Annotated in this window: 20 protein-coding genes; 14 read left to right on the forward strand and 6 right to left on the reverse strand. The window is 74.6% G+C overall.

The window, feature by feature from the left end; translation table 11 throughout:
* The first annotated feature begins 64 nt into the window (after window positions 1–64).
* Window positions 65–1,366: a serine hydrolase gene (locus HUT06_RS07475; protein WP_217711237.1), complete on the forward strand. Its 1,302-nt coding sequence runs from the start codon at window positions 65–67 to the stop codon at window positions 1,364–1,366.
* A gap of 44 nt (window positions 1,367–1,410) precedes the next feature.
* Window positions 1,411–3,957, forward strand: a complete 2,547-nt coding sequence (locus HUT06_RS07480) for a DUF6493 family protein (RefSeq protein ID WP_176195039.1) — start codon at window positions 1,411–1,413, stop codon at window positions 3,955–3,957.
* A 13-nt stretch (window positions 3,958–3,970) separates the two neighbouring features.
* Here HUT06_RS07480 and HUT06_RS07485 read toward each other — a convergent pair whose 3' ends face one another.
* From HUT06_RS07485 to HUT06_RS07495, 3 genes are all read right to left on the reverse strand, one after another.
* The gene (locus tag HUT06_RS07485) at window positions 3,971–4,912 is read right to left on the reverse strand and encodes a threonine/serine dehydratase (protein WP_176195040.1); all 942 of its coding nucleotides are present in this window, start codon (window positions 4,910–4,912) and stop codon (window positions 3,971–3,973) included.
* A 76-nt stretch (window positions 4,913–4,988) separates the two neighbouring features.
* Complete coding sequence (locus HUT06_RS07490; protein WP_368406956.1) at window positions 4,989–6,284, reverse strand: RNA polymerase sigma factor; 1,296 nt, start codon at window positions 6,282–6,284, stop codon at window positions 4,989–4,991.
* A gap of 50 nt (window positions 6,285–6,334) precedes the next feature.
* Window positions 6,335–6,688, reverse strand: a complete 354-nt coding sequence (locus HUT06_RS07495; protein WP_176195041.1) for a YciI family protein — start codon at window positions 6,686–6,688, stop codon at window positions 6,335–6,337.
* Between the two features lie 272 nt (window positions 6,689–6,960).
* Here HUT06_RS07495 and HUT06_RS07500 point away from each other — a divergent pair, with 272 nt between their 5' ends.
* Both HUT06_RS07500 and HUT06_RS07505 read left to right on the forward strand, forming a co-directional pair.
* On the forward strand, window positions 6,961–7,785 hold the full coding sequence (locus tag HUT06_RS07500) for an SAM-dependent methyltransferase (protein ID WP_176195042.1): 825 nt from the start codon (window positions 6,961–6,963) through the stop codon (window positions 7,783–7,785).
* Window positions 7,786–7,913: 128 nt separating this feature from the next.
* Window positions 7,914–8,735, forward strand: a complete 822-nt coding sequence (locus HUT06_RS07505) for a helix-turn-helix transcriptional regulator (RefSeq protein WP_254715733.1) — start codon at window positions 7,914–7,916, stop codon at window positions 8,733–8,735.
* A 135-nt stretch (window positions 8,736–8,870) separates the two neighbouring features.
* Here HUT06_RS07505 and HUT06_RS07510 read toward each other — a convergent pair whose 3' ends face one another.
* Window positions 8,871–9,431 carry a dihydrofolate reductase family protein gene (locus tag HUT06_RS07510; RefSeq protein WP_176195044.1) on the reverse strand — a complete coding sequence of 187 codons (561 nt, stop codon included), beginning with the start codon at window positions 9,429–9,431 and terminating at the stop codon, window positions 8,871–8,873.
* Between the two features lie 248 nt (window positions 9,432–9,679).
* Between HUT06_RS07510 and HUT06_RS07515 the strand changes: the two genes are divergently transcribed.
* From HUT06_RS07515 to HUT06_RS07530, 4 genes are read left to right on the forward strand one after another with little or no spacing between them, the layout of a single operon-like run.
* A complete protein-coding gene (locus HUT06_RS07515; RefSeq protein ID WP_176195045.1) occupies window positions 9,680–12,982 on the forward strand; it encodes an FtsX-like permease family protein in 3,303 nt (1,100 codons plus the stop codon).
* Window positions 12,979–15,543 carry an FtsX-like permease family protein gene (locus HUT06_RS07520; RefSeq protein ID WP_176195046.1) on the forward strand — a complete coding sequence of 855 codons (2,565 nt, stop codon included), beginning with the start codon at window positions 12,979–12,981 and terminating at the stop codon, window positions 15,541–15,543. The genes HUT06_RS07515 and HUT06_RS07520 overlap by 4 nt, the downstream gene beginning before the upstream one ends.
* Window positions 15,543–16,460: an ABC transporter ATP-binding protein gene (locus HUT06_RS07525; RefSeq protein WP_176195047.1), complete on the forward strand. Its 918-nt coding sequence runs from the start codon at window positions 15,543–15,545 to the stop codon at window positions 16,458–16,460. The genes HUT06_RS07520 and HUT06_RS07525 overlap by 1 nt, the downstream gene beginning before the upstream one ends.
* Window positions 16,453–17,148 (forward strand): ABC transporter ATP-binding protein, encoded by a 696-nt coding sequence (locus HUT06_RS07530; protein ID WP_176195048.1) that lies wholly within the window; start codon window positions 16,453–16,455, stop codon window positions 17,146–17,148. Before HUT06_RS07525 ends, HUT06_RS07530 begins: the two co-directional genes overlap by 8 nt.
* A 13-nt stretch (window positions 17,149–17,161) precedes the next feature.
* On the opposite strand, the gene HUT06_RS07535 is transcribed toward HUT06_RS07530, so the two are convergent.
* Window positions 17,162–17,908 carry a GntR family transcriptional regulator gene (locus HUT06_RS07535; protein WP_176195049.1) on the reverse strand — a complete coding sequence of 249 codons (747 nt, stop codon included), beginning with the start codon at window positions 17,906–17,908 and terminating at the stop codon, window positions 17,162–17,164.
* A 123-nt stretch (window positions 17,909–18,031) separates the two neighbouring features.
* On the opposite strand from HUT06_RS07535, the gene HUT06_RS07540 reads away from it, so the two are divergent.
* Genes HUT06_RS07540 through HUT06_RS07550 form a run of 3 tightly spaced genes read left to right on the forward strand, consistent with a single transcriptional unit; the run spans window position 18,032 to window position 20,457 of the window.
* A complete protein-coding gene (locus tag HUT06_RS07540) occupies window positions 18,032–19,231 on the forward strand; it encodes a Tm-1-like ATP-binding domain-containing protein (RefSeq protein ID WP_176195050.1) in 1,200 nt (399 codons plus the stop codon).
* Window positions 19,228–20,049, forward strand: coding sequence for a phosphoenolpyruvate hydrolase family protein (locus HUT06_RS07545; protein ID WP_176195051.1), 822 nt, complete (start codon window positions 19,228–19,230; stop codon window positions 20,047–20,049). Before HUT06_RS07540 ends, HUT06_RS07545 begins: the two co-directional genes overlap by 4 nt.
* On the forward strand, window positions 20,050–20,457 hold the full coding sequence (locus HUT06_RS07550; protein ID WP_176195052.1) for a cupin domain-containing protein: 408 nt from the start codon (window positions 20,050–20,052) through the stop codon (window positions 20,455–20,457).
* On the opposite strand, the gene HUT06_RS07555 is transcribed toward HUT06_RS07550, so the two are convergent.
* Window positions 20,454–20,846, reverse strand: coding sequence for a YchJ family protein (locus HUT06_RS07555; RefSeq protein WP_254715036.1), 393 nt, complete (start codon window positions 20,844–20,846; stop codon window positions 20,454–20,456). The two genes, HUT06_RS07550 and HUT06_RS07555, sit on opposite strands and share 4 nt — an antisense overlap.
* Window positions 20,847–20,990: 144 nt before the next feature.
* Here HUT06_RS07555 and HUT06_RS07560 point away from each other — a divergent pair, with 144 nt between their 5' ends.
* From HUT06_RS07560 to HUT06_RS07570, 3 genes are read left to right on the forward strand one after another with little or no spacing between them, the layout of a single operon-like run.
* Window positions 20,991–21,389, forward strand: a complete 399-nt coding sequence (locus HUT06_RS07560; RefSeq protein WP_176195053.1) for a VOC family protein — start codon at window positions 20,991–20,993, stop codon at window positions 21,387–21,389.
* Between the two features lie 12 nt (window positions 21,390–21,401).
* Window positions 21,402–21,740 carry a YciI family protein gene (locus HUT06_RS07565; RefSeq protein ID WP_176195054.1) on the forward strand — a complete coding sequence of 113 codons (339 nt, stop codon included), beginning with the start codon at window positions 21,402–21,404 and terminating at the stop codon, window positions 21,738–21,740.
* Window positions 21,741–21,750: 10 nt separating this feature from the next.
* Window positions 21,751–22,947, forward strand: coding sequence for an RNA polymerase sigma factor (locus tag HUT06_RS07570; protein ID WP_176195055.1), 1,197 nt, complete (start codon window positions 21,751–21,753; stop codon window positions 22,945–22,947).
* Window positions 22,948–23,180: the final 233 nt, after the last annotated feature.

Here is a 23,180-nt window from a genome sequence, read left to right on the forward strand (position 1 = left end):
ACAGGGCGGCTGATCGCCGAGGACACTTTCCTCTGGACGTCCTGCGGTGCGTGGAGAGTTGGGGATGATGGCGAGGCGGTTCGGGCGGGCCGCGGCTGCGGCCGCGGCACTGGCGCTGATGGTGGTCCCGGCCCCGGCGCGGGCCGCCGCGCCGGGCACCCCGCCGGCCGCCGCCACGACGCTCCGGCCGCCGACCGTGGCGTTCGACGACGCGAAGCTGCGCGCCACCCTGGACGCCACCCGCGACGCGGGCATGTACGGGCTGTTCTCCCAGGCCCGCGACGGCCGCACCGTGTGGGACGGCGCGTCCGGCGTCGCCGACGTGCGCACGCGCCGCCCGGTCGAGCCCGGCATGCGGCAGCGGGTCGGCAGCATCACCAAGTCGTTCGTCGCCGCCGCCGTCCTCAAGGAGACCGAGAAGGGGCGCATCGGCCTGGACGTGCCGGTCGGGCACTACCTGCCGGGCCTGCTCCCGGGGCGGCTCGGCGACCAGGTCACGGTCCGCATGCTGCTGAACCACACGAGCGGGATCGGCGACTACGTCGGCACGGCGTTCCCGTCGTGGACGGAGCTGTCGCCGAAGAGCCTCGACGAGTACCGCTTCCGGAACGTTCCGCCCGAGCAGCTCATCGCGTGGGGCGTGCAGGCGCCGCGCACCGGGATGCCGGGGGAGCGCTGGTCGTACTCCAACACCAACTACATCATCGCCGGAAGGCTCCTGGAGCAGGTGACGGGCACCAAGGCGGAGAAGTACATCACCCGCAACGTCATCGAGAAGGCCGGGCTCAAGGACACCTACTTCCCGTCCTCGCCCTGGATCGCCGAGCCCCACCCGCGTATGTACGAGTCGCTGTACCAGCATGTGAAACCGCCGCGCGACTACAGCGTCTACAACATGAGCTGGGCATGGACGGCGGGCGCACTGGTCTCCACCATGGACGACCTCAACCGCTTCTACCGCGAGCTCCTCACCGGCCGCATCATCGGCAAGGACGCGCTGGCGCAGATGAAGCGCACCGTCCCGGTCCAGGACGCCGAAGGCAACGTCCTGATGGACTACGGCCTCGGCATCTACGCGCTCGACCTGCCGTGCGGGACGTTCTGGGGCCATGACGGCGCCGTCTTCGGGGCCGGCACGCAGGCGCTGTCGTCCGCCGGCGGCGCGCGCCAGGTGTCGGTCGCCTTCAACCTGATGAAGTACCAGCAGCTCGACGCCAACGGCGCGCCCGTCCCGCACCCGATCGACAACGCGCTCGCCGCGCACGTCGTGGAGGCCCTCTGCGGCACCCGCCCCGCGACGGCGACGGCCACCCCCGGCGCCCCCCTCCGCCTGCTGCCGCTCCAGTTCGCCCGAACCGCGCGCTGACCCCCCGGCGCCGAATGTCGGTGGGAGCGTCTAGCTTTCCGGGCATGCCGAGCGCGACCGACATGGACGACCCCGCCTGGATGAAGATCGCGGCCCTCATCGACGATCGGAACCCCGACGCGGTCGCCGCCGCCGCACGCGACCTGGACGATGCCGGGCGGCGCGCGGTCGCCAGGGCGCTGCCGGGGCACGTCAAGGCCGTCCGCGCCCGGCGCGAACCCTGGGAGGACATCGACGACTTCGCGCCCTCCTTCCGCGCGGCGGGCGCCGCCGTGCTGGGCGGCGCCTCCGCCGTCGCGGCCTGGCTCACCCGCCGCGAGTTCAACTCCCGCTGGTCGGGCGGCCACCACGACACCGACCTGCTGATGGAGTTGTGGGCCGACCGCGACGACACCTGGCTCGCCGACCTCGCGCGCCGGCTCACGATCCGGCTGCGCGGCCCCCGGTACATTGGGCTCGACCTCGTCCTGACGCTGCTGACCGAGACGGGCATCGAACCGCCCGAGCACGATCCGCTCGTCGTCGGCTGGGTGTCGTCCGCGCCGCCCCGCGCGCATGACCCGCTGCTGCCGTTCCTGCTGCCGCGCGTCTTCGAGGCCGCCGGCGTCGGCCGGCAACTGCGCGACAACTCGTCCTGGCCGCGGACGCTGGCGACGCTCGCCGAGCGGGGCGCGGTCGACCGCCGGATGCTGCTGGACGGCTGCGTCCGCCGGTTCCTGCGCGGCGGGACGGTCCTCGACCTGCGCTTCTTCGTGCGCCTGCACAGCCTGCTCATGCCCGCCGACCCGGCCGCGCGGGAACGCGAGATCCTCGACCGCGCCCGCGACTACGTCCGGCTGCTGCCGGTCGCGCCGGGCACCGTCGCCGACCTCGCGCTCGGCCTGCTGATGGAGCCCCCCGAACTGCCGTCCCGGCACGTGGCGGAGGCGCTGGACGGGGTGCTCTTCCGCGCGGAGTCGGGGCTCGTGAACACGGGGCTGACGTGGCTGCGCGCGACCCTCAGGGACAGGCCCGAACTCGCCGGCGACTGCGCCGCCGCCCTCGCCCGGGCGTTCGGGCACGAGTCGGCCGCCGTCCAGGAGCGCGCGGTCGGGATCGCGCTCAAGCTCCCCGAGGGCACGGACACGGCCGTGCTCGCCGGCGCCGTCCCGCTGCTGCCACCGGACCTCGGCGCGAAGGCCGCCGCACGCTTGGGCGGCACCGTCGCCGACCCCGGACCGGACGACGGCCCGCCGCCCGCCCTCGTCGCGCCCCCGCCGCCGGACCCGCCTCCCCTGCTCCCGGGACCGATCACCCGCCCGGCGGAACTGGTGGCGGCGCTCGCCGGCCACCACCTCCAATGGCCGATCATCGAACCGGTCCTGGCGGCGTTCGTCCGGCTCGCCCGGGGGGACGCCGGCCGCCTGCGCGCCGCGCTCGCGGACGGTCCGCGGCCGCACCCGTACCCGGGACCGGACGAGCGGTACTGGACCTGGCCGAGCCAGTGGCTCGACGCGGCCGCCCGCCTCCTGACCGGTTCCGATCCGGTGCCCGCCGACTGGCGCCACCGGCTGCCCGCGCTCGAAGGCGGGGCCTCACCGCACATCATCCTGCTGTCGCGGTGCGCGGAGATCGCCGCGGCCATCGAGGACGGGACACCGCCGCCGCTGCTGCTCGCCACCCCCACCGAGCCGACCGGCCACATCGACCCGGGCGCGCTCGTCGACCGGCTGAAGATCCTGCGGGCCGCGGGCGTCGAACCGGGGCCCGCCGACCTCCAGCAGGCCCTGCTGCGGCTGCCGCGCGAGATCACCCCGCGCGCCGTCCGGCGCGCGTCCGCGCTGGGCACGCCCGCCGGGCGCACTGTCGCGCACTGGCTGGCCGAGGGCGGGCTGCCCGTCCCCGAGGTGTCGATGGGCCCACTGGTGAAGGGCCGGGCGCAGCCCGTGATCGACGCCCCGCCGACGGGCCTGCCGCTGGTCGACGCGGTGTTCACGGCCCCGCCCATGTACCCCGGCGCGCGGCACGGCTTCTACCGGCACGACTGGACGCGGCTGCTGCCCTCCCATCCCGAGGTCGTCGCCGCGCACGTCCTCCCGCACCTTCCCGGCGGCCGGTTCGGCTCCGGGGTGCCGATCGGCGAGCTCACCGGACTCACCGCGGGGAACGGTCCCTTCGCCGAGGCGATCGCCCACCACCTGGCCCGCCACCTGGCGGAACGGCGCAGCGAGGCCGCCGGTGACGCGCTGCTCACCATGGCCGCCCGGGGCGACCTGCCCGCCGCCGCTCTCGGCCGGCACATCGGCGGGCTCGTCCGCGCCGGCGAGATCCGCCCGGCGCGGATCACCGAGGCGCTCGACCGCGCGGCGGACGCGGGCGCCCACGCCGAGGTCTGGACGGCGATCGCCGCGGCCCTGCCCGTCCTGTGCCCCGGGCCGGGCGAGCGGCCGGTGAACTCCCTCGACCGCCTGATCGCCCTCGGCCTGAAGACCGCGCGCTGGTCCGGCGCACGCGGCCCCGTCCCGCAGGTCGAGCAGCTCGCCGCCCGCAAGGGGACGTCCAACGTCGTCCGCGAGGCACGCGCGCTGTCGGCCCACCTCGCCGCTCCGTAGCGGTGCCGGGGCGTCAGGCCAGGTCGGACGGGTCGGTGTTGGCGCCGCACAGGACGACCAGCACCCGCTCGTCCGGGGACGGCCGGTAGGCGCCGGCGCGCAGGGCGGCGACCGCGGCGGCGGTGCCGTGCTCCACGACCAGGCGGTACTCGTCCCACACGAACCGGCGGGCCTCGACGATCGCCTCGTCGGAGACGAGCAGAGGCCGCACCCCGGTGCGGGACGCGACCGCGAACGCGATGTCGCCGAGGCGGGTGGCGCCGAGCGAGTCGGCCGCGACCCCGGACACCGGCACGTCGACCGGGCTCCCGGCGAGCAGGGCGCGTTCGAGCGTCGGGATCGTCTCCGGCTCCACCCCGACGACCCGGGCCCGTCCTTCGAGGGCCGTGGCGACACCGGCCATCAGGCCGCCGCCGCCGACCGCGAGCAGGACGGTGTCGACCTCGCCGCCGGTCTGCTCCAGGATCTCCAGGCCGAGGGTGCCCTGGCCGGCGCACACCTCCGGCAGGTCGTAGGCGTGGCAGAACAGCGCCCCGGTGTCGGCGGCGCGCTTGAGGGCGGCGTCCTGCGCCTCGGCGTACCGCGTGCCGACCTGGACGACCGCGGCGCCGAGGGCGCGCAGCCGCGCGACCTTCACCGCGGGCGCCGTCTCCGGGACGAACACCTCGGCGGGCACGCCGGTCTCCGCCGCCGCGTACGCGAACGCGAGGCCGGCGTTGCCGCCGGAGGCCGCGACGATGCCGGCGCCGGGAAGCCGCCCCTCGTCGCGCGCGGCCAGGACGTGGTTGAACGCGCCGCGCGCCTTGAACGACCCGGTGTGCTGGGCGAGTTCGAGCTTCAGCCACATCCGGCCGGCGGGCGCGAGCGGGACCGGGTCGACCTCGATCAGCGGCGTGCGGCGGACGCGGCCCGCGATGCGCCGTGCCGCCGTCCGGACGTCCGATTGAGCGATCACCGATCTTCCTCCCCGAGTCCAGCAGTCAATTCCAGTTTGGCGCATGACCGGGGGTGGGGTGGTCGGGAGCGCGCCGTCACCGCGTGTCGGGCGCCGGGCCGCCGAGCGCGGCGGCCCGGTCGAGGAGCACCGCGCGCTCCGGCGCGTTGCGGGTCAGCTCCGCCGCGCGCTCGAACTGCTCCCGGGCCTCCGCCCGGCGGCCGAGGCGTTCGAGGAGGTCGCCGCGGACGCTCGGCAGCAGGTGGTAGCCGCGCAGTGACGGCTCGTCCAGCAGCGCGTCGGCGATTTCGAGGCCCGCCTCCGGGCCGTGCGCGCGGCCGACCGCGACCGCCCGGTTCAGCTCCACGACGGGTGACGGGGCGAGGTTCGCGAGGATCTCGTAGAGGGACGCGATCTGCGTCCAGTCGGTCTCGTCGGCGGTGAGGGCCTGCGCGTGGGTGGCGGCGATGGCCGCCTGCAGGACGTACGGGCCGGGCGGCTCCCCGATGGCCTTGGCGCGGAGCAGGGAGGCGAACCCCCGGTGGATGAGGAGCCGGTCCCAGCGGCCGCGGTCCTGCTCTAAGAGCGGGATGGGTTCGCCGGACGGCCCGGTGCGCGCGCGTGTCCGGGACGCTTGTATCTCCATCAGGGCGGCGAGCCCGTGCACCTCGGGTTCGCCCGGTGCGAGTTCGGCGAGGATGCGGCCGAGGCGCAGCGCCTCCTGGCACAGGTCCGTCCGCACCCAGGCGTCGCCCGCCGAGGCCGCGTAGCCCTCGTTGAAGATGAGGTAGACGACCTCCAGGACGGACGACAGCCGCGCCGCGCGGTCGTCCCCCTGCGGGACCTCGAACGGCACGCCGGCGTCCGCCAGGGTGCGCTTGGCCCGGACGATCCGCTGCGCCACGGTCGCCTCGGAGACCAGGAACGCGTGCGCGATCTCGTCGGTGGTGAGGCCGCCGAGCATCCGCAGCGTCAGCGCCACCCGCGCCTGCATCGACAGCACGGGATGGCAGGCCGTGAAGATCAGCCGCAGGACGTCGTCCTCGATGCGCCCCTCGTCCGGGACGTCGAGCTCCGGCGGCGCCTGGCTCTCCAGGTCGCGGCCCATCTCCGCCAGCTTGTGCGCGAAGCGCTGCTGCCGGCGGATGCGGTCGATGGCGCGGCGCTTGCCGACGGCCATGAGCCAGGCGCCCGGGTTGTCCGGGACGCCTGACTCCGGCCACTGCTCGAGCGCGGCGACCAGCGCGTCCTGCGCGAGTTCCTCGGCGAGCCCGATGTCGTGCACCATCCGGGCGAGGCCGCCGATGATGCGGCCGGACTCCAGCCGCCACACCGCGTCGACGCTCGCCCGCACGCCGGGCGCGTCCCCACCGGGCTCTGTCGAAGCCGTCACGCCGCCGATGAGAGCATTCGCACCGGCCGCCGCGCAAGCTCAGCGCGCGGTCACTGCCCGGGGTAGGGGTCGTCCGGGCCGAACACCTGCTTGATGACGCCCTCGCCGCCGCCGACGATCCCGTAGAACCGCTTGGACAGCTCGATCGCCTCCTCGCGGGTGCGGACCTCGATCAGCGCGAAGCCGACGACGCCCTCCTTCGACTCGGCGAACGGGCCGTCGGTGACGGTGATCTTGCCGTCGACCGAGCTGATGCGCGTGCCGTCCGGCTCCAGGCCGCCGGTCGCGAGCAGCACGCCCGACTTGGCCATCTCCGCGATGAACTCGCCCATCTCCTGCTGCATCCGCTCGTCCGGGGGAGCGGTGTCGGGGCCGGTGTCGGTGGTCATCATCATGAATCGCATGGCTGCCTCCTGCCGTCGGTGCCCGGGGTCATCCCCAGCCTTCACTGGCGCGTCGAAGAAGGGGAGGGCGGATCGACATCCCGGCCCAAGTTTTCTCGGATTTTCTTCGGAGCATGGATCGTGCCAGGTCAGCCCGCCGAAGGGCCGGCCAGGGCGCCTGATATTCCCGCAGATCACGACAAAACGGGCGGCTCGGGACAGGTGGGCAAGCGGTCCGCCGTCGAGTAACTTCTCTCCGTAGGTAGTTTTCTTTCCCGTCGAGGAGGAGTTCCGTGGGAGATTCGGCACCGGGTACCGGTCCGCGACCGGAACCCGACATCGACGACACGGTGCCGCAGTCCGCGCGCATCTGGAACTACTGGCTGGGCGGCAAGGACAACTACCCCGTCGACCGGGCCGCCGGCGACCAGTTCGTCGCCGCCTACCCGCAGATCGTGGACATCGCCCGGCACTCGCGGGCCTTCCTCTCCCGCGCCGTCCGGTACCTGGCGGGCACCGTCGGCATCCGGCAGTTCCTCGACATCGGCACCGGCCTGCCCACCGTCGACAACACCCACGAGGTCGCGCAGCGCGTCGCGCCCGAGTCCCGCATCGTCTACGTCGACAGCGACCCGCTCGTCCTCTCGCACGCCCGCGCGCTGCTGACCAGCAGGCCGGAGGGTGCCACCAGCTACGTCGACGCCGACCTGCGCGACCCGGCCCGCATCCTCGCCGAGGCCGGCCGCACCCTCGACCTCGGCCGGCCCGTCGGGCTGATGCTGCTGAACATCCTCGGGCACGTCGCCGACTACGACGAGGCGCGCGCGGTCGTGCGGCAGCTCATGGGAGCGCTGCCGGCCGGCAGCCACCTGGTGATCGCCGACGGCACGGACGTCATCACCGGCGAGGCGTTCCGCAGCGCCATCGAGATGTGGAACCAGGCCAGCGACGCCCCCTACCACCTGCGCACCCCCGAGCTGATCGCCGGCTTCTTCGCGGACGTGGAGATCCTGGAGCCGGGGGTCGTGCCGGTGTCGCGGTGGCGCGCCGAGCCCGGCCCGTTCGGCGAGCCGGACGAGGTGGACGAGTACTGCGCCGTGGGCGTGAAGAGATCATGACCGCCCGCCCCCGCTCGGACGAGCCGTCCCGCACCGCGCCCGCCCCGCGCACCGCGCCCGCCCCGCGCACCGTGCCGGACCCGCGCACCGCGCCGGACCTGCGGGCCGCCGGGCCGACCGTGCTGCGCATGGTGGTCGGCGCGCAGCTGCGCCGCTTCCGCGAGGCGGCCGGGATCTCCACCGAGGCCGCCGGGTACGAGATCCGCGGCTCGCACTCCAAGATCAGCCGGATGGAGCTCGGCCGCGTCGGCTTCAAGGAGCGCGACATCGCCGACCTGCTGACCCTCTACGGCGTGACCGACCCCGGCGTCCGCGACACGCTGCTGGAGCTGGCCGGGCACGCCGGCACCCCCGGCTGGTGGCACGCGTACGGCGACGTGGTGCCCGGCTGGTACGAGCCCTACCTCGGGCTGGAGCAGGGCGCCCTGATCGCCCGCGTGTACGAGGTCCAGGACGTCCCGGAGCTGCTGCAGACCCCCGGCTACGCCCGCGCCCTCCTGTCCGCCCGCCACCCGGACGCGTCCAAGGACGAGATCGAGCGCCGGGTCGAGCTGCGCATGGCGCGCCGCCGCGTGTTCGAGCGCCCCGACCCGCTGAAGCTGTGGGCCGTCCTGGACGAGGCGGTGCTGCGCCGCGTCGTCGGCGGCCCCCGGACCATGCGCGCGCAGATCGAGCACCTGATCGAGATGGCGGCGCGGCCGAACGTCACCGTGCAGGTGCTGCCGTTCACCACGGGCGGCCACGCGGCCGAGAGCGGCCCGGTGACGCTGCTGCGCTTCGCCGAGCCCGAACTGCCCGACGTCGTCTACCTGGAGCAGCTCACCGGCGCCCTGTACCCCGACCGCGCCGCCGACATCGCCCGCTACCGCGACGTCCTGGACCGGATCGGCGTCCAGGCCGAACCGCCGTCCCGCACTCCGCAGATCCTCCGCACCATTCTCGCCCCCTGATCCCGGCCGGGCCGCAGCGGCTTTCAGCCGGGCCGATTTGCGATTTGTCCGTATTTCGGGGAGGTCCGGGAAAGGTCAAGGAGTCGTCACGCGGCCTTGTGGCCCGTCCCGCGCCCGCTGATCATGACTCCACCGCTACTCCCTGGCCGGTACGTAGGTCGCGATGACGACGCCGGTCTTGAACGTCGTGACGCCGGCCGGCTCGAACGCGGCCGAGAAGCCGGAGCGGGCGATCAGGTTCTCCGGGGCGGCGGAGCCGACGAAGACGGGGTGGACCCACAGGCGCAGCTCGTCCAGCAGGCCGTGCTCGATGAGCGTCCGCGTCACCGGGCCGAACCCGTACTGGAGGATGTCCTGGCCGCCGCGCTCCTTGAGCCCGGTGATCTCGGCGACCGCCGCCGCGCGGGGGATCGCCGTCGTGTCGCCCCAGCCCGGCTTCCGCAGCGAGTCGGACACGACGTAGTGGGGGAGGGTGTTCATCCGGACGCCGAAGTCGCCGGCCGCCTCCCGCATCGCGGGCCACGCCTGGGAGAAGCCGTCGAACGTCCGGCGCCCCATGAGCAGGGCGCCGCACGAGAACAGCAGCTCCCGCGCGTAGGCGGCGGCCTCGTCCTGGAAGTAGGCCGCCGTCCATTTCTGCGGCTTCTCGATGACGCCGTCGAGTGACACGTACGTCGAATTGATGATCTTGCGCATGCTCGTCCTCCTGGGATTCGACCGGTGCCGCGCTGCCCTCGCCTGCTCTTCTCCCGCACCGCACCGCCGCCGCGCCATGCGGTTTACCGGATCCTTACGCCGTCTCACCTGGCGGAACGCTGGGTGATTTGTCGTATATTGCAAGAGCATTGCGGAAAGTCACGGATAGGTTGCGGCCCCTTGTGGTCCGCGCCACTGACAATTGATCATGAGCGGCTGTGGGGCGACGGGGGCTGGTACTCAGGCGGATGGCCGGCGATCGCATGCTGGTACTGGCCGCGTGCGCGACGGCGCTGTTCGCCACGACCGTGCTCGCGGCACTGGTCGGCTACACCGGGTCGGTGACCCGCGAGGGGCTGCGGAGCACGCTGGCCGACGCGACCTTCGCCACGGTGGGGACGACGCTCGGCACGCACGTACCCGCGAACGGCCTCCCCAAGGTGCAGGACGAGGTCTCCCGAGGGCTCAAGCAGATCTACCGGGACGTGCCGCTCACCGTCTCGATGAGCGTGCGCAGTGACTCCTACACGCTGCCCGGGCAGGAGAAGAGCAAGCACCCCGAGCTGACCGCGTTCGGGACCTACACCGGCATCGAGAAGCACGCGCGGCTCACCGAGGGCCGGTGGCCCGCCGCCGCGTCCGGAGAGGTCGAGGCGGTGCTGTCCGGCGCCGCCGCCCGCGCCATGGGCGCCCGCGTGAACGACGTCCTCACCCTGCACGGCCGCGTCGACAAGAAGTCGGTCGTGAAGGTCCGGGTGGTCGGGCTGTTCGACGTCCCCGACCCGCAGCACTACTTCTGGCAGGGCGACCGGCTCGTCACGACCGGCGCCGAACGCCTCGACTACACGACCTACGGGCCGTTCGTCGTGCCGCCCGAGGTGTTCGCGGAGCGCTTCACCGGCACCGGGGCCGACGCCCGCTTCACCGTCATGCCCGACCTGCGCGGCGTCGGCGCCGGCGACCTCGGCCCGCTCGGCGACCGGGTGACGCACGCCGCCGACACCTTCCGCGACGCCGGCGGGGGCGAGCAGTTCACCGTCGTCACCAAGCTCCCCGAGCTGACCTCCCAGCTGCACGGCGCCGTGCTGGTGGCACGGTCCACGATGCTGATCCCGGTGATCCAGCTGGTGCTGCTGGCCGGGTGCGCGTGGCTGCTGGTCGCCCGGCTGCTCGCCGACCACCGGCGCGGCGAGGTCGCGCTGCTGCGCACCCGCGGCATGGGCATGCGGCAGCTTGCGCGGCTCGGCCTCGCCGAGGGGCTGCTGATCGTCCTGCCCGGCGCCGTGCTCGGCCCGCTGCTCGCCGGTCCGCTGCTGCGGCTCGCCGGGCACGCCCCGGCGGTGCGCTCCGCGGGGCTGCGGCTGGACGCCGGACCGCTCGCGCCGCTGTGGGCCGTGTCGGTGCTGACGGCGCTGGCCTGCGCGGTCGCGCTGACGATCCCGACGCTGCGCGGCGCCAACCGCACGTTCGTCGAGGCGCAGGCCGGGATCGGCCGGCAGGGACGCGGCGGCCTGCGCGGCTCCGGCGTCGACCTCGCGCTGCTGCTCGTCGCCGGCCTCGCGATCTGGCAGCTCACCCGGTACGGGGCGGACGGCGCGGGCGGCACCGGGGACGGCACGTCCGGCATCGACCCCTTCATCGTGTCCGGCCCCGCGCTGGCGCTGCTCGCCGGCGGGGTGCTGCTGCTGCGCGTCGTGCCCGTGACGTCCCGCGTCGCCGAACGCGCCGCGACCCGGGCGCGCGGGCTGGTCCCCGTCCTCGGCACCCGGCAGGTCGGGCGCCGCCAGCTCCGCTACGCCGGTCCGGTCCTGCTGCTGGTGATGGCGATGGCCGTCGGGGTGCTGTCGGTGACGACGATGGCGACCTGGCGCGCGTCGCAGACCGACCAGGCCGACTTCCAGAGCGGCGCCGACCTGCGGCTCGCCCGCGCGACCCAGGCCGGCGGCCCGGCGGTGCTCGGCCAGGGCGGCCGGTTCGCGGCGCTGCCCGGCGTCACCGGGACGGTGCCCGTGCTGCGCACCGACGTCGACCTCGGCAACGACGCGGCGACCCTGCTCGGCGCCGACGCGAAGGCGCTCGCCCCGCTGCTGCGCGTCCAGCCCGGCCTGCGCGACGACCTGCGCCTGGACGAGCTGGCGAAGGCCAGGCCGCCCGCGCCCGCGCTGACCGTCCCCGGCCGGCCGAAGCGGCTGCTGTTCGACGTGCGGCTCCGGCACGCCGGGCCGGTGCCCGCGATGCCCGAGGGCTACGTGCCGCCGCCCGGCCCGGACCACAAGATCGCGGTGACCGTCATGGACGGGGCCGGGCTCGCCCGCCGGTTCGACCTGCCCGCCTTCGACGCGGACGGCGAGGTGCACACCCTCGCCCTGGACGCGGCCGAGCTGGCCGGCCCGGACGGCGAGCTGTCCTACCCCCTGTCGGTCCGGGGCGTCCACTTCGTCTACGACGACAACGCCCTCACCGGCGTGCTCGACCTCCAGTTGCTGGACGTGCGCGGCGAGGGGACCGGCAAGGCCGCGGTGCCCGCCGGAGGCCGCTGGGACGTGTTCGCCGAGCAGCCCAACCTGGTCGACCCGCTCCAGCCGCACGCCGTCGACGCGCGCGGCGCCCTGGTGGACCTCATGATCCCCATGTCGCCGCTCTTCCGCGAGGACGCGGACGACTTCCTCGGCTCGGAGACGGGCATGGCGGTCCACGGGGTGCTCGGCACCCCCTCGCCGCCGGACCACGACCCGCAGAACGCCGACCTGCTGCCGGCCGTGCCGGGCGTCGTCACCGAGGAGGCGGCCGCGCGGGCCAAGGTCGGCGTCGGCGGCACCATCACCGTCAGCACCGTCGACGGCGACCAGCCGGTCAAGGTCACGGGCGTCGCCCCGGCGCTGCCGACCGTGCCGGCCGGCGAGCCCGGCGTCCTGGTGGACCTGCCGACGCTCACCCAGAGCCGGCTCGCCGCGGGCGGCTTCATCAGCGGGAACATCGAGCCCGGCGAATGGTGGGCGGCGGTGCGCGGCGGGCGCACCGCCAAGGCCGCGGCGGCGCTCGGCGAGCATCCGACCTGGGGCGAGGTGGCCGGCGACCGCGTCAAGGTGCGCGCCGAACTCCGGGACGCCCCGCTCGGCGCGGCCCTGCAGGGGGCGCTCGTGCTCGGCTTCGGCGCGTCGCTGGCCTTCGCGGTCATCGCGTTCGCGGTGAACGCCGCGGTGACCGCGGGCGAGCGGACCCGCGAGTTCGCGGTGCTGCGCGCCCTCGGCGTCCCGCCCCGGCAGGTCGCCGGGATGCTCGCCATCGAACAGGCGTACCTCGTCGCGCTCGGCCTGCTCGGCGGGACGGTGCTCGGCCTCGTGGTGGCCCGGCTCGTCGTCCCGCACATCGTGCTCAGCGTGCAGGCCGCCGAGCCGTACCCGCCCGCCGAGCTCGTCGTCCAGTGGCCGGTGCTGCTGGCCATGCTCGCCGGGGTCGCGGCGGTGCTCGGCCTCGTGCTGCCACCGGTGATCCGGATGCTGCGCCGCCGCGATCTCGGCGCCGGCCTGCGCGTGGGGGAGGACCGATGAGGGGCACCGCCCTGCGGCTGGCGCGGGCGCAGTGGGCGCCGCTCGCCGCGCTGGCCGTGCTGTCGCTGCTGTCGGCGCTGCTCGCGGTCGCCGTCCCGGCCCGCACCGCCGCCGGGTACGACCGCGCCGCGCAAGCCGCCGCCGGCGCCGACGCCGACATCCGGGTCGAGGGCAAGGCGCGGGGGAACGAGGCGTGGGCGGCCGTGCCGAGCCGGGCGGCGCTGGAGGCCAACAGCCTCACCTGGCAGCAGATGCTGCCGGCGTCGCTGCGCGCGGTCGCGGGCGAGCCCGAGGCGTCGGCCACCGCCGAGCGGATGGCCGTCGAGGGGACGTTCGACGCGCCCCGCCTGCTCTACCTGGGCTGGGACCTCGGTGCGATGAACCGCCTCCGCGTCGTCGCGGGCACGAGGGCGGTCAACCCGGCGACCGAGACCTCCGGCGACATCCGGGTCATGGTCGCCAAGGAGTTCGCCGACCGGCTCGGGTACAAGGTCGGCGACCGGATGGTCCTGCGCGGCGTCACGGCCCGCATCGCGGGCCTGTACGAACCGGTGGACGCCGCCGACCCGTTCTGGTCGAGCCGCGCCCGCATGCTCCACCCGGTCAAGGAGAGCCTCGGCGGCGACGGGAGCCAGGCCGACGCGGGAACCGCCCTGATGGACGCCGGCGGGTACTCGCGGCTCGCGCGCGGGGGCGGCACGCAGTTCACCTTCAGCTGGCGCTTCCCGATCCGGCCCGGCGCGGTCGCCGCGGACGACGCCGCCGCCCTGGCCGCCGACCTCGACGCGCTCCGGTCCGCCGTCCGGGGCCGCGCCGGGTTCTTCTCCTGCGACGTCGTCACCGTGCTGGACGACCGGCTGGGCGAGTTCGCCGGGCGCCTGCACACCGCCCGGTCCGTGCTCGGCCTCGCGTTCGGCGGGCTCGCCGCCGTCGCCGCCGGGGTGCTGCTGCTCGCCGCCGGGCTGCTCGGCGAGCGGCTCCGGCCGGTGCTCGGCACCATGCGGGCGCGCGGCGCGTCGCTGCGCCAGCTCGCCGGCCCCGCCCTCGGGCTCACCGCGCTCGCCGTCGTTCCCGCCGCCCTGCTCGGCTACCTCGCCGGGCGGCTGCTGGACGCCGGCCCGCCGCAGCCCGTGTCCGGCTACGCGACCGGCGCGGTGGTGCTCGCCGCGCTGCTGCTGTCCGCCGCCGCGGTGTGGCGGGAGCGCGGCGGCGGCCTCACCTCGGTCACCGACCGCCGCGACGACCTCGTGTCCGTCCGGCCGTCCGCGCGGCGGCTCGTCCTGGACGTGCTGCTGGTCGTGCTCGCCGTGATCGGCGTGGTGCTGCTGCGCGAGCGCGGCGCGTCCGCCGGGACCGACCCGCTCGTCGCCGCCGTCCCCGTGCTGCTCGGCGCGGCGCTCGGCGTGCTCGTCCTGCGCGGCTACCCGTACCTGCTGCGCGCCGCCGGGCCGTTCCTGCGGCGGCGCAGCGGCGCCGTCGCGTTCCTCGGCGTGGCCCGCGCGTCCCGGCAGAGCCTCGTGGGGGCGCTGCCGCTCGCCGTCCTGCTGCTGGCCGCGACCGTCGCCGGCTTCACCGCCACCGTCGACACCGCCCTGCGGGACGGCCAGGTCCGCGCGTCCTGGTCGGACACCGGCGGCGACGCGCGCATCGAGGCCGGGCCGGTGGACGACGCGGCGCTGGCCCGCATCCGCGACCTGCCCGGCGTGACCGGCGCGGTCCCGGCCCGGATCATCACCGGCGTGTCCGGCGGCACCGACCCGGCGCCGATGACGGTGGTCGGCGTGGACCTCGACGCCTACCGCGAGCTCGCGCCCGGCGTGCCGGGCCTGCCGTCCGGCACGGGCGTGTACCTGTCGCCGCTCGCCGCCCGCAGCCTCGGGAGCGGCCCGGTGACGCTGGGGCGTCCGGGGATGACCCCGGTCAACGTCAAGCCCGCCGGGCAGATCGAGTACTTCCCGGGGCAGGGGCGCGGCACCGCGTTCGCCGTCGTCCCGTACAAGCTGGTCGCCGGCGAGACGGGCTTCCCGTCCCAGGTGTTCGTCACCGGCGACGTGGACGCCAAGGCCCTGCGCGCCGCCGCCCCCGGCCGGGACGTGCGGCTGCGCCGGGACGTCCAGAAGGCCATGACCGAGGCGCCCCTGGTGACGGTCGTCCACGAGACGTTCCGCGACGGAGCGCTGATCGGCGGCGCCTACGGCCTGCTCGCGGTGCTGCTCGTCCTGGTCGTCGGCGCGCGGGCCCGCGGCCGCACCGTCGCCCACCTGCGCGCCGTCGGCCTCAGCCGGCGGCAGAGCCGCGGCCTCGCGCTCGTCGAGATCGCGCCCGTGCTGGTCTGCGCGGTCGGCGCCGGCTGGGTGCTCGGCCTGCTGCTGCCCGAGATCACCGGGCCGGTCGTCGACCTGCGCCCCTACACCGGCGGGTTCGCCGTCACCGCCCACACGCCCGGCCTGGCCGCGCTGCTCGGCCTGGCCGGCGCGCTGCTGCTCGCCGCCGCCGCGGCCGTCGCCGTCGACCGGCTCTTCGACACCCGCCCCGGCACCGCCCTGAGAACGGGGGACTGATGACCGACGCACCCGACCTCGCGGAACTGGAACGACGCGCAGCCGAACGCGGGCCCGTCTACGGCGAGGGCGCCCACATCGTCTGCGACAACCTGGTCCGCATCTACAAGACGGACGGCGTCGAGGTCGTCGCGCTGCAGGGCCTCGACCTGCTGGTGGACCCCGGCGAGCTGGTCGCCATCGTCGGCGCGTCCGGCTCCGGGAAGTCGACGCTGCTGAACATCCTGTCGGGGCTGGACGTGCCGACGGCGGGCGTCGCCCGCGTCGCCGGGTCCGACCTGCTCACCATGGCGTCCAAGGAGCGGCTCCGGTTCCGTCGCGAGCAGGTCGGGTTCATCTGGCAGCAGACGTCCCGCAACCTCCTGCCGTACCTGACCGCCGTGCAGAACGTCGAGCTGCCGATGCGGTTCGCCGGGCGGTCCCGGCGCGAGCGCGCCACCCGCGCCGCCGAGCTGCTCGGCATGCTGGACGTCGGCGACTGCGCGAACCGGCGGCCCGCCGAGCTGTCGGGCGGCCAGCAGCAGCGCATCGCGATCGCCGTCGCGGTCGCCAACGAGCCCAAGGTCGTGCTCGCCGACGAGCCCACCGGCGAGCTCGACACCGCCACCGCCGCCGGGGTGTTCGCCGCGCTGCGCCGCGTCAACGAGGAGCTCGGCACCACCACCGTCGTCGTCACCCACGACGCGCAGGTGTCCGAGCGCGTCGACCGGACGATCGGGATCCGCGACGGCCGCACCAGCGTCGAGGTCCGCCGCGGCGGCGGCACCGCCGAGGAGTACGCCCTGCTCGACCGCGCCGGGCGCGTCCAGCTGCCCGCCGCGTTCACCGAGGCCCTCGACCTGCGCGACCGCGTCCGCCTCGCGCTGGAAAGCGACCACGTCGGCGTCTGGCCGGACCGGGAGGAACCGCATGAGTGACGCGATGGTGGCCGTCGAGGACCTGACCCGCGTATACCGGACCGGCAAGATCGAGGTCCCGGCGCTGCGCGGCGCGTCGTTCAGCGTCGACGCGGGGCAGCTCGTCGCGATCAAGGGCCGGTCCGGCTCCGGCAAGACGACGCTGCTCAACCTGATCGGCGGCCTCGACACCCCGGACGGCGGCACCGTCCGCGTCGACGGCCGCGACGTCGGCGCCCTCCCCGAGAACGACCTGCTGGCCCTGCGCCGAGACCACATCGGCTACGTCTTCCAGTCGCACGGGCTGATCCCGGTGCTGTCGGCCGCCGAGAACGTCGAGGTGCCGCTGCGGCTCGTCAAGACGGACCCGAAGGAGCGCGACGAGCGCGTCCGCGTCCTGCTCGCCCTGGTCGGGCTCGGGGACCATGCCGCCCAGCGCCCCTACGAGCTGTCCGGCGGGCAGCGGCAGCGCGTCGCGATCGCGCGGGCCCTCGCCAACCGGCCGCGGCTGCTGCTGGCCGACGAGCCGACCGGCCAGCTCGACTCCGAGACGGCCGCCGCGATCATGCCGCTGCTGCGCGCGGTCGTGGCCAGCGAGGGCGTCACCGTCCTGGTGGCCACGCACGACCAGGGCCTGCTCTCCGAGGCCGACCGCGTCCTGAACCTGGAGGACGGCGTGATCACCGAGGCGTCCGTCCCGGCCGGCTGAACCCGCGCGGGGGTCACTCCACGGGCACGGTGTACGAGAGTTCGTAGCGGTCGGCGGGGACGACGATGTCGGCCGTTTCGACGGGCCGGTCGCCGGTGTAGGTGCGCCGGATCACCATCACGATGGACCCCATCGGCGCGCGGAGCCGCTCGGCCTCGCCCGTGAGGACGGTCCGCGCCGTGACGACCTCGGTGGCCTGCGCCACGTCCCGCCCGATGGCCCGCATCCGCGCGACCACCCCCGCCCCGGCCTGCGGACCCTCCTCCGGCATCATCACCGGTGTGCCCCACGTCAGGTCGAGCGGCTCCCAGGACGTGGACAGCATGACGGGCTGGGCGCCGGCGAAGAAGGTGTAGCGCGTCACCATCACCGGCTCTCCCACGGGGATGCGGAGGCGTTCGGCCACGTCCGGCGACGCCTTGTCCGTCTCCGAGACCGACAGCCACGTTCCCGCGTGGCCCTGCGCCTCCATGTCCGCGCGGAACGGGGAGCCCGCCCGGCCGCCGTTGGCGCGGTACCAGCTGCTCGTGAGGCGCCGCACCTGCGGGCGCCGCCGCACGTACGTGCCGCTTCCCGACCGCGACACCACGTACCCCTCGGACACCAGCAGCCGGACGGCCTCCACGGCCACCCGGTCGGAGACGCCGTGCTCGCCCGCGAGCTTGTACCGGGAGGGGACCCGGTCGCCCGGGACCAGGCGGCCGTCGACGATCTGCTGGCGCAGGTCATCGGCGATGCGGAGATATGCGGGTCTGGTCACGGTTGCTCCGGCTTACGACGTAGATGATCGTTTTGTAGGCGTTCCTGGCGAAATGATCGCAGCTGATCCGTTGCCCGGACGTTGCGCCGGTTGGGGGGACGACCGGGTGGGAAGTGATCGTTCATGGCGACCGTGGTTCTGGTGGGAACGCTCGACACCAAGGGGGACGAGTACGCGTGGCTGCGCGAGCGGCTGCGCCGGCTGGACTGCGACGTGGTCCTCGTGGACGCGGGGGTCGGGCCGCCGCAGACGGAGGCCGACGTCCCCGCCGAGGAGGTCGCGGAGGCCGGGGGCGCGTCCCTCCAGGCGCTGCGCGACGCCGGGGACCGCGGAGCCGCCGTCACCGCGATGGGGGAGGGCGCGGCGGCCGTCCTCGCCGGGCTGGAGCGGGTCGACGCCGTGCTCGCCGTGGGCGGAAGCGGCGGGTCGTCGATCGCCGCGAGGGCCGTCCGCGACCTGCCCATCGGCGTGCCCAAGCTGATCGTGTCCACGATGGCGGCCGGGGACGTCGCGCCCTACGTCGGGGCCAAGGACGTGGCGATGATGTACAGCGTCGTCGACATCGCGGGCGTGAACCGGGTGTCGCGGCTCGTCCTCGGGAACGCAGCGGCAGCGGCGGCCGGGATGGCGAAGGCGTACGCGGCGCCCGCCCCGGTCATGGACGACCGGCCGCTGGTCGGGGCGTCCATGTTCGGGGTCACCACGCCGGCCGTCGAGGCGGCGCGGGAGCGGCTGGACGAGCTGGGCTACGAGGTGCTCGTCTTCCACGCGACCGGCGCCGGCGGGCAGGCCCTCGAAGGGCTCGCCGAGAGCGGGCTCCTGGCCGGCGTCCTGGACCTCACGACGACCGAACTCGCGGACGACCTGGTCGGCGGCGTCCTGTCGGCCGGTCCCGAGCGGCTCACGGCGGCGGGCCGGGCGGGCGTCCCGCAGGTCGTGGCGCCGGGCGCGCTCGACATGGTCAACTTCGGGCCGCTCGCGACGGTCCCGGAGCGCTTCGAGGGCCGCAACCTCTACGTCCACAACCCGACCGTGACGCTGATGCGGACGACGCGGGACGAGATGGCCGAACTCGGGCGGCGGGTCGCGGGCAAGCTCGCCGCGGCCACCGGCCCGGCCGTGCTCTTCCTGCCCCTCCGGGGCGTGTCGGCGCTGGACGCGCCGGGGATGCCCTTCCACGACCCGGAGGCGGACGAGGCGTGCTTCGCGGCCATGGAGGGCGCCGTGGAGACGGAAAGGCTCGACATGAACATCAACGACCCGGCGTTCGGCCGCGCGATGGCCGACCGGCTGCACCGGCTGATCACCGAGGGGGCGCGGTGAACCGCGACACGGTCCTGTTCCGGCTGCGCAACGCCACCGCCGAGGGCAAGCCGATCATCGGCGCCGGGGCGGGCACCGGGCTGTCCGCCAAGTGCGCGGAGGCCGGCGGCGTCGACCTGATCATCATCTACAACTCCGGCCGGTACCGGATGGCCGGGCGCGGCTCGCTGGCCGGGCTGCTGCCCTACGGGGACGCCAACCAGATCGTCGTGGAGATGGCGTCGGAGGTGCTGCCGGTCGTGAAGAGCACCCCCGTCCTGGCCGGGGTGTGCGGCACCGACCCCTTCCGGGTCATGCCCGTCTTCCTCGACCAGCTGAAGGCGATGGGGTTCGCCGGCGTCCAGAACTTCCCCACGGTCGGCCTCTACGACGGCGTGTTCCGGCAGAACCTCGAAGAGACCGGCATGGGGTACGCCCTGGAGGTCGAGATGGTGCGGCTCGCGCACGAGCGCGGCCTGGTCACCGCCCCGTACGTCTTCGACGAGGACCAGGCGCGCGCCATGGCGGAGGCCGGCGCGGACGTCCTCGTCCCGCACGTCGGGCTCACCACCAAGGGCAGCATCGGCGCGGGCACCGCGCTGACGCTGGACGAGGCGGTCGAGCGGGTGCAGGCCATGCGGGACGCCGCGTTCGCCGTCCGCCCCGACATCGTCGTCCTCTGCCACGGCGGCCCGATCGCCGAACCCGAGGACGCCTCCTACGTCCTGTCGCACACGGAGGGGGTCGTCGGCTTCTTCGGCGCGTCCTCCGTCGAACGCCTGCCGACCGAGCGGGCCATCACCGAGCAGGTCGCCGCCTTCAAGAACCTGGAGCTGTGAATGCGAGTCGGTCCCGATGACGTGGCGACGATGTCGTTCGACTGGGGTTCCATCAAGTGGTTCGTCACCCCGTCGAGCGTCGAGGGCGCGAGCAGCACGCTGGGCGAGGTGATCGTCAACCCGGGCAAGGGCCACGCGCGGCACAACCACCCCGGTGCCGAGGAGGTCATCTACGTGATCTCCGGCGAGGCGACGCAGATGGTGGACGACGGCGAGCCCTTCCCGATCGGCGAGGGCGACGCCGTCCACATCCCGAAGGGCGTCTGGCACTCCACGTACAACACGACGTGGCGGCCGCTGCGCCTCATCGTGACGTACACGCCGGGCGGCGAGGAGAAGGCCCTCGAAGGCGCCCCCGACTTCTGCCGGCACGACCCCGGCACCGTCCCGGAGTGGAACCGGGCCTAGCCGCCCGGTTCGATGATCTTGCCGCGGACGTAGACCCACCCGCCGTCCCGGCGGACGAACCGGCTGACCTCGTGCATCTCGCCGGGCCGCCCGTCCGCCAGGTAGTGGGCGCGGAACTCGACGACGCCCTTGGCGTCCGCCGGGCCGCCGTCCTCCTCCCGGACGATGTCGAGCCGCGTCCAGCGGGTGCCGCCGTCGAAGCCGATCCGCTCCGGGCGGGTCGCCGGATGCCACGTCCGCAGCAGGTACGCCTCGTCCTCGACGGCGAACGCGCTGAACCGCGACCGCATCAGCTCCCCGGCGGTCTCCGCCGATCCCTCACCCCGGTGCAACCGGCCGCAGCAGTCCCGGTACCGGGCGCCGGAGCCGCACGGGCATTTAGTGGCCACATCCGAATTCTGCCTTGCGGCACGGCATGCCCGCGGAAACCATGATTTTCGCGGGGGGTGTCTGATCGGGGCGTCCGCCGATCGTCTAGGGGGTGACGACAACACCGACCGCCCCGGGTCCGGGGCGTCCCGAAGGAGCGTGTCATGGACCTGACGATGAACACGATCGACATCGTGGTGTCCGACATGGACGCCGCCATCGCCTTCTACCGGCGGCTCGGCGTCGAGTTCAAGACCGACGCCGCCTACCCCGGCCACGCGGGCTGCGACCTGCCCGGCGGGCTGCACCTGATGCTCGACGCCGAGGACTTCCGCGGGCCGACCGTCGACGGGTGGACGAAGCCGTCCGGAAGCCCGCGCAACTTCCTCGCCTTCCAGGCCGGGTCCCCGGCGGACGTCGACGCCAAGTACACCGAGCTGACCGAAGCGGGGTACACCGGAGCCAAGGAGCCGTGGGACGCGTTCTGGGGCATGCGCTACGCGACCGTCCTCGACCCGGACGGCAACGGCATCGACCTGTACGCGCCGCTGCCCGCGAGCTGAGGAGGAAGACCGATGAAGTACGTGCTGATGTTCGTCGAGACCGAGGAGTTCGCCAAGGAGCTCGCCGCCATGAGCGACGACGAGCGCCAGGCGTCCTACGAGCAGGTCGCCCAGTGGTTCGCGCGGCACGCCGCGCAGATCACCCACCACGGGCACCTCCAGCCCGCGCACACCGCCACCACCCTGCGCCTGGACGGCCCCGAGCCGATGCTCACCGACGGCCCGTTCGTCGAGGGCAAGGAGGTCGTCAGCGGCTACGCCGAGGTGGAGGTCGGCGACCTGGACGAGGCCCTGGCCATCGCCCGCTCGTGGCCCGCGTGCCCCATCGTCGAGGTTCGCCCGCTCACGTGACGGGCGCCGCGTGACCGAGAGGGTGAACGCCGAGCTGACCCGCGTGCTGCGCGAGCACGCGGGCCGGCTCACGGCGTCCCTCATCCGGACCCTCGGCGACTTCTCCGCCGCCGAGGACGTCATGCAGGACGCCCTGGAGACCGCGCTGAAGCGCTGGCCCGCCGAGGGCATCCCCGAGCACCCGGACGCCTGGCTGCTCACCACGGCCCGCCGCCGCGGCATCGACCTGCTGCGCCGCCAGGCCACCTACCGGGAGAAGCTCGCCCTGCTCCAGTGGCCGGTGCCCGGCGAGCCCGACGACCGGCTCAAGCTGGTCTTCACCTGCTGCCACCCCGCGCTGCCGGTGCCCGCGCAGGTCGCGCTCACCCTGCGCACGGTGTGCGGGCTGACGACCGGGCAGATCGCCGCCGCGTTCCTCGTCCCGGAGACGACGGTCGCGCAGCGCATCACCCGCGCCAAGCGCAAGATCACCGACGCGCGCATCCCGTACCGGATCCCGCCGGACGGCGAGCTGGACGAGCGCCTCGCCCAGGTCCTCGCCGTCGTGTACCTGCTGTTCAACGAGGGGTACCTGACGAGCGGCGGCGACCGTCCGCACGCCCGCGACCTGGCCGACGACGCGCAGTGGCTCGCCGAGAGCCTCGCCTGGCTGATGCCGCGCCGGCCGGAGGTGCTCGGCCTGCTCGCCCTGATCAGGCTGCACCAGGCCCGCACGCCCGCCCGCTTCGACGCCGCCGGGCACCTCGTCCTGCTGCGCGACCAGGACCGGACGGCATGGGACCGCGAGGCGGTCAAGGAGGGGATCCGGCTGATCGAGCGGGCCGCCGCGATGCGCCGGCCAGGCCCGTACCAGGTGCAGGCGGCGATCGTCGCGTGCCATGCGGAGGCCCCCACCTGGGACGACACCGACTGGACGCAGATCCTGGTGCTGTACGACATGCTGCTGGGCATGACGCGGTCCCCGGTCGTCCGGCTCCACCGCGCCATCGCGCTGCGCTACGTCCAGGGCCCCGAGGCCGCCCTTGCCGAGCTGGACCCGCTCGCCAAGGCGCTGGACGGCCACCACCTGTACCACGCGACCCGCGCCGAACTCCTGCGCGACCTCGGCCGGTACCGCGACGCCCACACGGCCGACCGCCGCGCCCTCGCGCTCACCGCCAACCCGGCCCAGCAGGCCCTCCTGGCCGACCGCCTCACCTGGTCCTGAACCCGCACCGCCGGGCGGGGGCGTCAGCGGGTCGTCAGGGCGGCGTCAGGATCGGCCGCGGCGGTGTCAATATCGCGTAGCGAACGGCGGCCCGGTGGCAATTCGTCCCTATGGTCGGATTCGTCCGGCCGAAACGCGCGCCGGGAATTCGATGGGGGCACAGATCGTGCAAGACGTGGTCTTCGTGCTGCTGACAGTGGCGGTGTTCGCCCTGCTCGGCCTGCTGGTGAAGG

The sequence above is a fragment of the Actinomadura sp. NAK00032 genome (assembly GCF_013364275.1).
GTDB lineage: Bacteria > Actinomycetota > Actinomycetes > Streptosporangiales > Streptosporangiaceae > Spirillospora.